Origin of the sequence: Rheinheimera tangshanensis (assembly GCF_014645135.1) — a bacterium.
Lineage (GTDB): Bacteria > Pseudomonadota > Gammaproteobacteria > Enterobacterales > Alteromonadaceae > Pararheinheimera > Pararheinheimera tangshanensis.
Window position 1 is genome coordinate 1,000,794 of record NZ_BMLH01000001.1, and the last position, 12,806, is coordinate 1,013,599.

At 44.9% G+C, this 12,806-nt stretch carries 16 protein-coding genes; 12 read left to right on the forward strand and 4 right to left on the reverse strand.

Annotation, left to right across the window (positions count from 1 at the left end; genetic code table 11):
* The first annotated feature begins 43 nt into the window (after positions 1-43).
* Together drt2 and IEW88_RS04530 are read left to right on the forward strand one after the other, a co-directional pair.
* Positions 44-1,324 (forward strand): antiviral reverse transcriptase Drt2, encoded by a 1,281-nt coding sequence (drt2, locus tag IEW88_RS04525; protein WP_147904881.1) that lies wholly within the window; start codon positions 44-46, stop codon positions 1,322-1,324.
* 82 nt (positions 1,325-1,406) lie between these two features.
* A complete protein-coding gene (locus IEW88_RS04530; RefSeq protein WP_147904880.1) occupies positions 1,407-1,829 on the forward strand; it encodes a hypothetical protein in 423 nt (140 codons plus the stop codon).
* Positions 1,830-1,856: 27 nt separating this feature from the next.
* On the opposite strand, the gene IEW88_RS04535 is transcribed toward IEW88_RS04530, so the two are convergent.
* The gene (locus tag IEW88_RS04535; protein ID WP_127687189.1) at positions 1,857-2,072 is read right to left on the reverse strand and encodes a hypothetical protein; all 216 of its coding nucleotides are present in this window, start codon (positions 2,070-2,072) and stop codon (positions 1,857-1,859) included.
* A 130-nt stretch (positions 2,073-2,202) separates the two neighbouring features.
* Between IEW88_RS04535 and IEW88_RS04540 the strand changes: the two genes are divergently transcribed.
* The 9 genes from IEW88_RS04540 (at position 2,203) to IEW88_RS04580 (ending at position 7,737) form a co-directional block, all read left to right on the forward strand.
* Positions 2,203-2,577 carry a hypothetical protein gene (locus tag IEW88_RS04540; protein ID WP_147904879.1) on the forward strand — a complete coding sequence of 125 codons (375 nt, stop codon included), beginning with the start codon at positions 2,203-2,205 and terminating at the stop codon, positions 2,575-2,577.
* Between the two features lie 79 nt (positions 2,578-2,656).
* The gene (locus tag IEW88_RS04545) at positions 2,657-3,022 is read left to right on the forward strand and encodes a hypothetical protein (RefSeq protein WP_147904878.1); all 366 of its coding nucleotides are present in this window, start codon (positions 2,657-2,659) and stop codon (positions 3,020-3,022) included.
* A 13-nt stretch (positions 3,023-3,035) separates the two neighbouring features.
* Complete coding sequence (locus tag IEW88_RS04550; protein WP_147904877.1) at positions 3,036-3,782, forward strand: hypothetical protein; 747 nt, start codon at positions 3,036-3,038, stop codon at positions 3,780-3,782.
* Position 3,783: 1 nt separating this feature from the next.
* The gene (locus IEW88_RS04555) at positions 3,784-4,191 is read left to right on the forward strand and encodes a hypothetical protein (protein WP_147904876.1); all 408 of its coding nucleotides are present in this window, start codon (positions 3,784-3,786) and stop codon (positions 4,189-4,191) included.
* 94 nt (positions 4,192-4,285) lie between these two features.
* Positions 4,286-4,963 carry a hypothetical protein gene (locus tag IEW88_RS04560; protein ID WP_147904875.1) on the forward strand — a complete coding sequence of 226 codons (678 nt, stop codon included), beginning with the start codon at positions 4,286-4,288 and terminating at the stop codon, positions 4,961-4,963.
* 158 nt (positions 4,964-5,121) lie between these two features.
* Positions 5,122-6,132, forward strand: a complete 1,011-nt coding sequence (locus IEW88_RS04565) for an ImmA/IrrE family metallo-endopeptidase (RefSeq protein WP_147904874.1) — start codon at positions 5,122-5,124, stop codon at positions 6,130-6,132.
* Between the two features lie 116 nt (positions 6,133-6,248).
* Entirely contained in the window at positions 6,249-6,503 is a 255-nt protein-coding gene (locus IEW88_RS04570; protein WP_147904873.1) for a type II toxin-antitoxin system Phd/YefM family antitoxin, read from the forward strand.
* A complete protein-coding gene (locus IEW88_RS04575) occupies positions 6,493-6,777 on the forward strand; it encodes a type II toxin-antitoxin system RelE family toxin (RefSeq protein WP_147904872.1) in 285 nt (94 codons plus the stop codon). Before IEW88_RS04570 ends, IEW88_RS04575 begins: the two co-directional genes overlap by 11 nt.
* Positions 6,778-7,302: 525 nt before the next feature.
* Positions 7,303-7,737: a type II toxin-antitoxin system MqsA family antitoxin gene (locus IEW88_RS04580; RefSeq protein ID WP_147904871.1), complete on the forward strand. Its 435-nt coding sequence runs from the start codon at positions 7,303-7,305 to the stop codon at positions 7,735-7,737.
* A gap of 306 nt (positions 7,738-8,043) precedes the next feature.
* Here IEW88_RS04580 and IEW88_RS04585 read toward each other — a convergent pair whose 3' ends face one another.
* Together IEW88_RS04585 and IEW88_RS04590 are read right to left on the reverse strand one after the other, a co-directional pair.
* On the reverse strand, positions 8,044-9,084 hold the full coding sequence (locus IEW88_RS04585) for a methionine synthase (RefSeq protein ID WP_147904870.1): 1,041 nt from the start codon (positions 9,082-9,084) through the stop codon (positions 8,044-8,046).
* Between the two features lie 70 nt (positions 9,085-9,154).
* On the reverse strand, positions 9,155-10,159 hold the full coding sequence (locus tag IEW88_RS04590; RefSeq protein ID WP_147904869.1) for a DUF1852 domain-containing protein: 1,005 nt from the start codon (positions 10,157-10,159) through the stop codon (positions 9,155-9,157).
* Positions 10,160-10,464: 305 nt separating this feature from the next.
* Between IEW88_RS04590 and IEW88_RS04595 the strand changes: the two genes are divergently transcribed.
* A complete protein-coding gene (locus IEW88_RS04595) occupies positions 10,465-11,424 on the forward strand; it encodes a capsular polysaccharide export protein, LipB/KpsS family (RefSeq protein WP_147904868.1) in 960 nt (319 codons plus the stop codon).
* 30 nt (positions 11,425-11,454) lie between these two features.
* Here the strand turns inward: IEW88_RS04595 and ggt are convergent, their stop codons facing one another.
* A complete protein-coding gene (gene ggt, locus IEW88_RS04600) occupies positions 11,455-12,717 on the reverse strand; it encodes a gamma-glutamyltransferase (protein WP_268237852.1) in 1,263 nt (420 codons plus the stop codon).
* Between the last annotated feature and the right edge of the window lie 89 nt (positions 12,718-12,806).

Genomic DNA, 12,806 nt, shown 5'->3' on the forward strand with positions numbered 1-12,806 from the left:
CCTTTACCTTTCCGGGTTTTGCAACTACCAGCAAGGATCGCTGATGCCCACCGAAAATAACTGGTATAGGAATCGAGGATATATTCATTTCGACGCCCCGGTTAACCTGAAAAAAGCTATTAAAATTGTTACATCACCTGAAACTATATCAACACATGCATTTTATCCGTTGATTCACTACACAATCGATAGCTTTAAAGTATTCAAAAACGAGCATGGAAAAATTGAAAAGAAAGGAAAGCAGCGGCCAATAGCTTATGCTTCCCATGTAGACTCCCATATTTATGCATATTACGCCCAGTTGCTTGCTGAGAAATACGAGGGCGCTCTTAAGGCAGAAGGTTTAGGCGGAAATATTATTGCTTTTAGATCACTGGGGAAAAGTAATATTCATTTTGCGAATGATGCTTTTGAGGAAATTGTGCGACGTCGTTCGTGTTCTGCCATAGCAATTGATATAACAGGATTTTTTGACAACCTCGATCATCAACTACTCAAGCAACAGTGGAGTAACGTACTCGGAGTTGAAAAGTTACCCACTGATCACTTTAACGTTTTTCGCTCTGTTACCCGTTATTCAAAAGTTAACCGCGACACTCTGTATACCCGTTTGAAGATCTCTAAAAATAATCCCAAATATGATCGGATGAGAGTCTGCACAGCAGATGTATTTAGAAACGTTGTTCGAGCTGGGAAATTGATTCAAGTCCATCAGGATACTAAGGGAATTCCACAAGGATCTCCTATCAGTGCTTTGCTATCAAATCTTTATATGCTGAGTTTTGATGTTGCCGCAAAGCAGATTTCTGAAAAATATGAGGGGACTTACTACCGTTATTGTGACGATATGTTGTTTATTGTTCCTACGGCGTATAAAGACCTGATTCAACAAGAAATTACAGAAGAAATTGTTAAGGTTAAGCTCGAAATTAATCCTAAGAAAACTGAGGTAAGAGATTTCTGGCCGAGTGGCGCTCACTTGAAGGCCAATAAGCCTCTTCAGTATCTTGGTTTTATTTTTGATGGAACACACAAACTTCTTCGCTCCGCTGCGCTTGCCAAATTTTCAAGCCGAATGAAAGCAGGTGTCAGGTTAGCCAAAAAGACTAGAAACAAAGCCAATCAGCAAGAGCGAGAAGCAGGATCTAAAGAAACCCCATTGTTTAAACGGAAGCTTTACGAGCGATATTCACATCTGAGTAAACGTAATTTCATTACATATGGCTACAGAGCCTCAGGAATTATGAATTCAAATGCCATCCGAAAGCAGCTCAAGCCTCTATGGGGGCGCTTGCGAGCAGAGTTTGAAGACGAGAATTCATGATCTCTAGACTTCAGGAAACTGCTGTCGTACGTCCTAAAACTTTTGCCTCGTAAGTTGATATTAAGGTAACAAAAGGGATTTTATGCATATCGAATGTCCACATTGTAAAGAAAGCAATGAGTTAGCTTTTGGTGAAAATATTCACTGCCATAAGTGTGAGAAAAACTTTCAAGGCTTCTCCTTCCGGCAATATAAAAAGCCATTGATCGGCACAGGCACAGCCTTAATCATTGGTATTGTTGGCGCGCTGAAAGTAGACGCAAACTTCTTTGAACCCAAGCGCTACTCAACTGGCGCTATTTACCAGATCATTAGTTCATGCGCTAACCCAGATAGTTCTTTGTTAACCAGTGACAGACGCGATAGCCTGGCTGCCGCCTGTATTTGTGCCTTGGACAAAACTATGCAAAAAATTGATGCTCAGGACTTGTCTGCAAAAGCTAAAGAATTTAAAGAACTATTCAGCGCAAATATTGGGTCATGCCGACAAACAGAAAGCTGGTAAAAACCAGCTTTCTAATTATTACGAGGGTTAGCGTTTACTTGGTGGGTTGTTGCCTCTGCCGCCGCCAGAAGGATTACCTGTTTTGCTCGGGCCATTTGGTGGTGGAGTTTTGCCGCTGGCATTTCTCACTCCTGCTTTGGTGGCTCGGGACGAAAAGGACGACTTTTCTACCTGGCCGCCGCCTTTTTTGGCTTGAGCAGATTGAATACGAGAAGCGTCTGTTTGAGTCATTGGTTTAGTCATAGTGACCTTTCCTTTTTAGTGAGGCCTCCGCTGAGGCCGAAGTTTAAAGTTAATATTTCATTGTTGTCAGCTTTGCAGAGCTTGGCTGACGGAGCTAAGTTACTAACCCTTCAGGGACAAACGGGGACAAATGACAAAAGTTTTGGATGTTCAGGAAAAAATTAAGCAAGCACTTGACCGCATGGGCTGGTCTCAAAGGCGCTTTGCCGAAGTATTGTTTTACGAGATAACAGATGATGAAGCAGATGATTCCGAAGAACAGATTGATAAGTTTTACCAAAAAGTGAAAAAGTCCCTGCAAAGACCGACAACATCTACCGAGCTTCTGGAATCATATTTTGTAATTCTTACCAAACAAGCAGACTACAAAAAAGCGCATCTGGTTCATGAAACCAGTGCCAGGTTGGACTTTGTCGATCAAAGTATTCTGAAAGCTGTTTCTTCAGCAGGGAAAGATTTACTTGAACAAATGGATCTGGCCGAGCGGGAAGCTGAGGAGCTTTGAATATACTCAGTTATTTTGTTTCACGGTAGTCGCTATTTTGCTTTGTTTGTTCACTTGATGGATTAAGGATGATGATTTTATGGCAAAACGTTATTACCGAAGAAAATCAAACACTTCGATTATTTCGGACACTGTATTTATCGGGGCCAGATTACCATGGTGGGGCGCATTAGTGTTGGGCGCAGTGCTCTTCGTCATATTCTATTTTGCTATCCCAGCGTGGATTGAAAGCAAAATACTTGTTCATGGCGATAGTCCGCTTCTTTTCGCCGTTTCAGAAGTGATGAGCAGAAGAATGCATTGGTCTCAATATATTGGAATTGCTTGCGGTTTGGTTGGCGTGTACTTTGCGATACGTAATTTCTTAGTGGCAAAGTCAGCATTTTATCCAGAGCGAGGCATCATCGGGTTTGTTGCACGTATGCTTGGGCGTGAGATTAATTGAGAGGCTTCAACTTATGGAAGTGGCATATCAAAAAAGAATTTGCCTGTTTCTCGACATTTTGGGCTTTTCTGCGCTGGTAAAAAGCCAGAGTTGTGAAGTTGTTCACAAAATCGTTCAAGACATCAAAGGTGAACTGAAATCGAATAAGATTGCAATTGGTCAAATATATAGCGAGCCAATTGCGACAACCTTTAGTGATTGCATTGTGTTGTCTATCGAAGCTGATGAATCAGATGTTGAGCAAGCATCAAATATATTGGTAAGTGCTACCGTAAAAATGCTGCAAGAGACTTATCTTAATCAGCGAATTGCTCTCAGAGGAGGAATGGCATACGGCGAACTATTCCACCACAGAACTGATGGCGTCTTTGGTCCAGCAATGATCAAAGCCTACGAACTTGAAAGCCAATTTGCCGACTGGCCAAGGGTAATTTTCGATCAAACTTTGATAAAACATTTCAAAGACAAAGCTCGCCTACCCAGTATAGGTTTTACCAATTACGGTGATGGTTTCTGGGGCGTTGATTGCTTAAATCGAATTGAGGACGTTCTGGATCAAGAACGTATTTATGACTTTGAGACGGCAACCGGCAAAGAGTTCTTAGAGATGCTGCAGTGCATAAATAAGATTACTGAAGAAAAGCTTGAAGATCACTATGGTAACCCTAAGGTCTACGCCAAATACCTAAAACTTCGTGATCGTATTTATTCGCTGTTAAAGAGATTTAATCAATCGCCGCCTTACTTTGCCAGAGATTGATATGAATACTTCCAACAAGTTTAGCTACTATGCAGATCTCAACATTCCTGTTTACGGGATTGAGTCTGCCTTGATGAATGATTCTGCTGTGGTAAAAAATGTTGGATATGGCACTTGTCTCTGGTTATCTGAGGATGGTGATTTCTTAGAGATTGAGTGTTTATTCCCTGTTTCTACTGAGCCTTATTTGTCAGGTTGGAATGGCAGAGTTGAAGATCATTGCCCTCGTTTTGTGCTCGGTCCGTCAGTACCTTCTAATGATACTCCCGTGACTGTGGTTGATTTTGACGTGGCCTTTATCCTGAAGTGGGGCAATGGCAGCGTATATAAGTACGGTATGAATGGTCTTGTACTGATAGATAATGGTCATCTCATGGGTGTTGGAGTTTTGAAAACTCTTGATTTATAAAATTATCTGAAGTTTATCGGATGGTTCAACTTAGGCAGTAGAGAAAAATACTTCTACCCACCAGCCGTTTACAGAGCACGAAAAGGAATTGATAGTGCAAGACCAAGTAAAGCAAGCAGAGCCAACGCCAAGTTTGAAGAAGCTGAAAATTTTTACGTTCGTGTTTACCACGGCTTTTTGTATCTGGGTGCTGTTTTATCCACGTTATGACTCTATGGAGCTGATTGCCGGGTTGCTGTTTTTCCCGGTTGCTGCGGTGCTTGCCTTTGCAAAACCGGAGGTTTTTGCACTCGATAAGCTTGAGCGAGCAACCACAGGGGTGAACCTGATCCCTTATGTTATGTGGGTAGTAGGCTGTGTCACCTTAAGTCTGGTACTCCGTATCAGGTTCTCAAACGAAGTCTTTTTTCTGCCGTTTTTTGTGCCTATGGTTTTGCTTTCGTCCTACATCGTCTGGGTACTGGCGTATCGGTTAAGTTGGGCTTCTGTTGTTGTTTTAGGTGTGTTTTACACGCACAGTCTGATTATTTTGAGTAACGAGCTAAGCCCGGCTGAAACTGAAGTTGTGATCAGCGGCCCTGTAGTAAGAAAGTATATAAGTAAAAAGCCTAAAGCCTATATGTTGGTGATGCAGTATAAAAAGGAAAAACGACATATTCAGGTAGGCGAGGGTACTTACGAACGCACCGAAAAAGGTGATTTAATATGTATTAAAGATAGAACAGGCTGGATTGGCCTAACCTCTGTTTGGTATGTGAAATGCCCTTCCTGAATCGTTTATTCACTGGGGTAATGCTCGATTGAAGTTATTGTTGATAAGGCTGGGGGCTTGGTTAAAAGTCCCTGATTGCCCTGAGATCGCACTTTTACCACTTTCCCGAAAACCCTACTAAGCTTAACTGATTGTTTTTTGTACCAAAGGTAACAGTTATGCTTGCATCAAAAGATCAGATCAAAGCCGACAGGCTACGAATGAATAACCCTTATGCTCATATGGATGAGGATGGCGGCTTTAGTGCTTTGCTGCCTGTTTATGAAGATAACGGGCATCAGGACCCTTATTTATCGCTCAACAACGGTGATAACTCGGATGAGGTTTGGGCAAAAGTGGATATGTCGGCTCAGCCTGAAGCTGTGCTATCAAAGCCAGAAGCTGACGCTATTCACCCATTACAGCGTGGGCACCAGAACCCTTGTGCGCATAATCAGCATGATGAACAACCACCAGTTCTGCAGTTTCCGGACATGCCAGCAGATAAACAGGGGCATATTGCTTTACAGCAAATAGCCAAAGCAGCCCGTCAGTTGGCGCATTCAACTTACATTGAGCGTGATAGCCTATGGCCTGAAGGTGTGCCAGAGGAACCGGTGCAGTTACTGAACCCGGAAAAAGCGTTTTATTTATTGGGTTACGCCTACCACGAAGTAGATACCTTGGGCGAAATAGAACCTGGTGTTGATGTGGCCGGTATTATCGATAAAGACAGGAAAGAAGTGTTTATCTCCAGGCGTTACCCAGTTGCGGTGCGTAACTTTACCGCTGCTCATGAGCTTGGTCATGCCATCATGCATCAACAATCTGGCCTGCATCGTGACAAGCCTATTGATGGCAGTACCGGAGGCCAAAGAGACTCTATCGAAAAAGAAGCCGACTATTTTGCTGCCTGTTTTTTAATGCCGGAAAAACTGGTATGTAGCGTTTTTAAACAGCGTTTTCCTGAGGAAGTGTTAAACCATGAGGTGTTGCGTGACTTGCTCAATCGTAAGAACGACAAGAAAACAGAAAAGCAGTTAAAAACGTCGCGTGGCTTGGCGCGGGCCTTAGCGGGTTTGGATAGCATCAACGGCCATGCCGTGCCGTCTTTGGCTGAGTACTTTAAAGTGTCGGTGGGCGCTATGGCATTTCGGCTGGAACAGTTGGAGTTAGTGCCGGAGTATTAGGTGTAGGTGCAAAGCTTTGTCGTATATTTGGTGAGATACAGCAAAGCTCTGGCTTAAACCGAAAATAAAACCTAAAATAAGACCTATATTAAAGTCGACTCAAAGGTGGATCTCCCATGGCAACTGTACACAGCATTCTGGCGGAACGAACCAGTAGTATTACAGAACTGAAAAAGAACCCTATGGCGGTAGTAGCGCAGGGTGAGGGTTTTCCTGTCGCTGTTCTTAGTCATAATCAGCCTGCTTTTTACTGCGTACCAGCCGCAGCTTATGAAGCGTTAATGGAGCGCCTGGAGGATTTAGAGCTGGCGGCTTTGGTTGCGGCAAGAGCTGATCAGCCGGAGGTTGAGGTCGATATTAATGACCTATAAGCTGGTTTTTAAAGAAGAAGCTTTGAAAGAATGGAAAAAGCTGGAACCTTTGATCCGGGAACAATTTAAGAAAAAGTTGATAGAGCGCCTTGAGGCTCCTCATATTGAATCCGCTAAGCTTAGAGGCATGAAAGACTGTTACAAAATCAAGTTACAGAGCGCCGGTTACCGCCTTGTGTATCAGGTTCGGGATCTGGAGATTGTGGTCTCTGTTGTGGCTGTAGGGAAAAGAGATCGCAATCAGGTATACAAAGCTGCGTTATCCAGATTGTGAAGTTGTAGTTTTTTTAGCTTGCTGCTGTGTTGGAATTTTGGAGCTTGCTATCACTGGTATAGGGGCACTGCGAAAGGCCTGAGCTTATTCATGCTTTATTTAATAAGAGCAGGAGTTAACCTTAGGCTATTCGCTACTCATAACATGAATAAAAGATGCGGGCACAACTCCTTGATTTTCCAAACTTATCTCATTTGGGCCTGGATCTTAGGAGTATGGGAAGTACAGCTGATTGGCCACTCAACTGGCAATAAAAAACCCCTAAGCAGTTCAGTCACCGAAGTGGCGTCACCGATAGGGGCCGTGTTGCCGGGAACTGTAGTTCCGGCTGTTTCGTTAGTCAATAAAATAGTTTTAGCTTGTGTTCATTCAAACCACTGCTTGAGTTTGACTTCGTGTTTCTACTTACCGTAATGGTAACTTCGCTGTTTTCAGCAACCATTCCAGCATTTGCTCTCAACAAAACGGGGCAGGTGATTTTAGTGGTATCAAGTCACCCATCAGGTAGCTAAAAAGGAGAGTTGTATGCAAGGTAAAGATCTTTGCCCTTTATGTGGCGAAGGATATTTAGCACATCAGCGTGGCTCTTTGCTTGTTGACTATAAAGGGCAAACTGCAGCTATCGTCAGCCATTTCTCTGTGTGTGATCACTGTGGTTCAGAGCAGGCAGACGCTGCTCAGTTGCGTGATAACAAGCGCGCTATGGTTGCTTTTAAAAAGCAAGTGGACGGTTTTTTAACTGGCGCTGAGGTAAAAGCAATTCGCGAGCAACTTGGTATTACTCAGGCGCAGGCTGCCAGAGTCTTTGGTGGCGGCCCGGTCGCTTTTGCGAAGTATGAAGCCGATGATGTAACCCAATCTGAGGCAATGGATAAATTGATACGGCTTTCAGCCAGTTCAGTGGATGCTTTTCATATTCTGGCTGAACAGGTTTGCTTAGTTCAAACTTCTGAAATTTAACTTTGTTTTGTTGATGTATCACAATGAAGGTCAGTTATTTAGTCTTCAAATCTGCCAACATCCTTCTTCATCACTCATAAACAGAGTGACCTTCTCCCTGAAATGCATTAAAACCTATAAATGGCACGATGCGAAAACCTATGGATGATAAAACACTAAAACCCGGTGATTAATCCTTAGAACTGTTGCCCTAAGGTTGACTGCGTGCAGTAGTTGCTTTTTGTATTTTATTTTGTGCACTAATAGCTTAATGCACAAAATATTGGTCATAAACTTGAGTTGTTAACTGCCGCATTCAACCAATTACTACCTCGCCGCCAGCTCCCTGCGCACTATCTCTGCTCCTGCTGCTAAGGCATTGAGTTTGCCTCGTGCTATATGGCGCGGTAAGGGGGCCATGCCGCAGTTGGTGCATGGGTAGAGGTGATGCGCGTCGACAAACTTTAGTGCCTGGCGCAGCGTGGCTGCCACTTCGTCCGGGGTTTCAATGTTGTGGCTGGCGACATCTATAGCGCCGACCATGACTTTTTTGCCGCGGATCAGTTCCAACAGCTCCATAGGCACCCGTGAGTTGTGGCATTCCAAGGACACAATATCGATGCTGGATTGTCGCAGCTTCGGAAATACCGCTTCGTACTGACGCCACTCGCTGCCCAGCGTTTGTTTCCAATCGGTATTGGCTTTAATGCCATAGCCGTAGCAAATATGCACTGCGGTTTCGCATTTAAGCTGTTTCAGGCCGTCGGCGGCTTGTTCTAAAGCGGCAATACCCCAGTCGTTTACTTCGTCAAAAAACACATTAAAAGCGGGCTCATCAAACTGGATAATGTCGACACCGGCTTCCACCAGCTCTTTGGCTTCCTGATTCAGAATTTTGGCAAACTCAAAGGCCAGCTTTTCGCGGCTTTTGTAATGCGCGTCGTACAGGGTGTCAATCATGGTCATAGGGCCTGGCAGCGCCCATTTAATTGGCTGTGTGGTTTGCTGACGTAAAAATTTGGCGTCTTCGACAAAGACTGGTTTTTGTCGGCTGACAGGGCCAACCACTGTTGGTACGCTGGCGTCGTATCTGTTGCGAATACGCACTGTTTCACGTTTTTGAAAATCTACGCCGTCCAGATGCTCGATAAAAGTGGTGACAAAGTGTTGGCGCGATTGTTCGCCGTCACTGACGATATCAATGCCAGCCTGTTGTTGTTCCTGCAGCGATAAACGCAAAGCATCCTGTTTGCCGTCTGTTAATTCCTCGCCCTGCAATTTCCACGGCGACCATAAAGTTTCAGGTTGGGCCAGCCATGAAGGTTTAGGTAAGCTGCCTGCTGTTGACGTTGGAAGTAATTTGTTCATGAATGTATTGCTCGCTCGTTCAATGAAAGATGGTATTTATCGCTGCGCTGCCTTTAACGCTGCGCTGCCTTTAACGCTGCGCTGTTTTTAAAGCTGAGCCTTGCTCCAGCACTCGGCTTAACAGCGCTTGGTGCGGCTTTATAAAATGCTCTTGGGCAAACTTGCCTTGTTCTACTGCTAAGCGGCTGCGCTCTGCTCTGTCGTAGACAATGTCTGTTAAGGCGTGATCAGGATTCTTTAAGTTTGGCTGATAACGCTCACCGGCCGCGTTATAGGCGTTGTAAATTTCTGGCCGGTAGATTTTTTGGAAGCTTTCCATGGTGCTGATGGTGCTCGCCAACTCCAGGTTGCTGTAGTCGTTCAGTAAATCGCCAAAGAAGTAAAAAGCCAAAGGCGCAGCACTGCCAGCAGGCATAAAGTAACGCACCTCTAAGCCCATTTTTTTGAAGTATTGCTCTGTTAATGAGGTTTCATTTGGCTGGTATTCCACCCCTAACACCGGGTGTTGATTGCTGGTGCGCTGGTAGGTTTTGTTGTCGGATACGCTCAGGCAAATCACAGGTTTTTTGTGAAAGTGCTGCTGATAAGTTTCTGAATTGACAAATAATTGGAAGAGTTTGCCATGCAAATCACCAAACTGCTCCGGAATACTAAAAGCTGGCTGGTTTTTGTTATGTTCCAGCAGCACCACGCTAAAATCATAATCCCGCACATAAGAAGAAAAGTTATTACCGACTATGCCTTCAATGCGCTGGTTAGTTTTGTGGTCGAGAATAGTGGTTTTTAATACTTCGATGGCCGGAAACTGCTGATCATGGTTCGTGCTGGCGCCCTCTATTTGAATAGTCACAGAGATAATATCCAGTTGTAGCGAATAGCGGTTTGAGTCTGGGTTATCCCAAAACACCAGGCTATTAAAACGCTGGTTGATCATCGCCAGAGTGTTACGCAAATTCTGCTGACGGCGCTCACCACGAGCCAGGTTGGCAAAGTTGGTGGTGATACGGGTGTTGTTGGCTGGTTGATAATTTTCATCAAAACCAATGCTGTGAATGCTGAATTTGAAGTTGCTCATCGTCTTTGCTCTCTCATGCGCTGTTTTGTGTCACAAATATCCATTAAGAAGTCTGGACGTCTAAAGTTTGTGTGTCAGTTATACGCTGATAACAGCACAAAGAACAGTGGTTTTATTTCATCTGCACTATGAAAGATCTTCATGTTGGGCTGAGGCGCTTGATGAGGAGGCCAACTTGAACCAGGGGAATTCTTACTGTTTGCCCTTGCTGCAAAACTTTTTAGTACTGTTTTTCTCGCAAGATTGATTCAATGTCACAGAAACAGCGTAGATTAAAACCTGTTTAAAGAGGGTGTAGCTAAGGTATGTCGGGCAAGATGGTTCAATCTGACGCAAGTTCCAGTGATGACAGTACAGTGTTAGCGGGTGTTTCTGCCTGTAACAGCGCCTTTTATCAAACTCAGCCAGACCAGGCTTATGTGGTTCTGTTTACCTTAAATCCAGTGGAGCAAGTACCGATCTGGTTAGCGGCGCTTGCCGACTGGTTTGGGCGATATTCTATTAGTCTGGTGTATCGGCATCCATTGCAGTCGCTGCCATTGGAGTTTTTTCAGCGAAGTTTGGGTACTTTATTGTGGAGTGGTTCAGTACCAGAGTTTGAGCCTTTAAAACGATTTTTACAGGCCAATGCTTTGAAGTTTAGCTTTGTGGAATGTGGCTTTTTCCCTCAAACGCAGCATGTATATTTTGACAGACAGGGGATTAACGTCGATTCCAGTCTGGCGATGGATCCGCTGAACTGGTTGCCAAAGGACATCGGGCCAATTCTGCGGAGCAAACGTCATGAGTTTTTCCGGAACGTACCGACTTATTCTGAGCAGCAAGACTATATTTTTGTGCCTTTGCAGTTAGCTCAGGATTCAAATGTGCAGTTGAATTCAAGGTTTGTGAATGGCATGCAAGAGTTTATTCACTACGTCGAGTCTTTGTATCCGCATGACACTTTGGTATTCAAACGCCATCCACGTGACAGCAGCAGGTATCAGCTCCGTTCCAGAGGTAGCCACTGGTCTGCGGATTGTTCACGAGCTCTGATCAAAGGAGCTAAAAAGGTGCATGGCATCAACTCTACCGTATTGTTTGAAGCTGAGCTGTATGGCACACAAACCATCATTGAAGGTGATTGTTTGTTAACCCGCCATGCGGATAAAAAATCTGAATTACTCAGTGCGCTGATGTTGTGGCAATTTGATGTGCAGCAACAGGATTTTTGTGTGAGAAAGATTGCCCAGCGCAGTTACCTGGCGCTGGAGCCTTACCTTTGAGTATTACAACAAGCCAAAGATTGTTTGGCACTAATACTGAATGACTTTAGCCACACCACGGGAACGCGGATCGGCGGCTGCTTTGACTGTTGTGGCTGTGACTTGTATCGCTTGCACATCACCTAAATTCCAGCCTTGGGTATGCAGCTTGTAACCTTTTTTCTTCAGCTGTTGTTGCACTTCTGCTGATAGTGGGCTGTATGGCTCCATGGTGATCTGATCTTTGGGCAATAACTGGTGATGAAAACGTGCGGCGGCCACGGCCTGTTGCAACGGCATATCGAAGTCGAACAGGTTGGTGATCACCTGGAAAATAGAGGTGATGATGGTGGAGCCTCCTGGCGTGCCAACCACCAGTTCGACCTGATTGTCTTTGACCAACAGGCTGGGCGTCATGGAAGATAACATGCGTTTACCCGGGGCTATGGCATTGGCATCGTTGCCTACTACGCCAAATACATTGGGCACACCGGGTTTGGCAGAAAAGTCGTCCATTTCGTTATTCAGTAAAAAACCTGCACCTTGCACAACCACGCCGCTGCCAAAATCCAGGTTCAGCGTGTAGGTGTTGGAGACCGCATTGCCGTGCTTATCCAGAATAGAAAAGTGCGTGGTGTGATAACCCTCCAGGCCGGGTTTAATGGCTTTGGTGGCCGAGATGTTAAGTGGGTTGATCTCTTTAGCGCGTTGGTCGAGGTAGTTGCTGTCGAGCAATTGCTGTTGCGGCACTTTGACAAAACCAGGGTCGCCTAAATACTCTGCCCGGTCAGCATAAACCCGTTTTTCCAGCTCTGCGATTAAGTGCACATACTGACTACTGTTGTGCGTTACTCCGTGAAAGTCGCTGCTGCGGCGCTGCTTTAAGCCTAATAATTGTGCCAGCGCTATGCCACCAGAACTTGGCGGCGGGGCGCTGATGAGTTGTTTATCCTGCCATGGTGTGACTAAGGCCTCACGCCAGCCGGCGCGATAGGCGGCTAAATCTTCCATAGTGATAAGGCCTTTGCCCCGCTGCATTTCTGCCACCAGAAGCTGTGCGGTTTTGCCTTGGTAAAAATCATTTGGGCCTTGTGCGGCTATGCGTTTTAAGGTGTCAGCCAGTTCGGGTTGTTTAAAGTTTTCGCCCGCTTTCATTGCGCCAAAATACTGCGCAAAGTTAGTTTTACCCTCCAGTTGCTGCAGTAAATCAGCGCGGTACTGGTACTGATTTTCCGCTACGATAAAACCTGTTTCAGCGTAATGAATAGCCGGAGCTACGTAACCGTTCATTCTACGCCGTCTTCCAGCCCTAATTCCCGCGCGATAATCTGAACTCCTGAATTTACAGGAGAACGATCATGGCAAGAATTCATCGCAGCGCCGCGCAGTGGCAACATTTTATT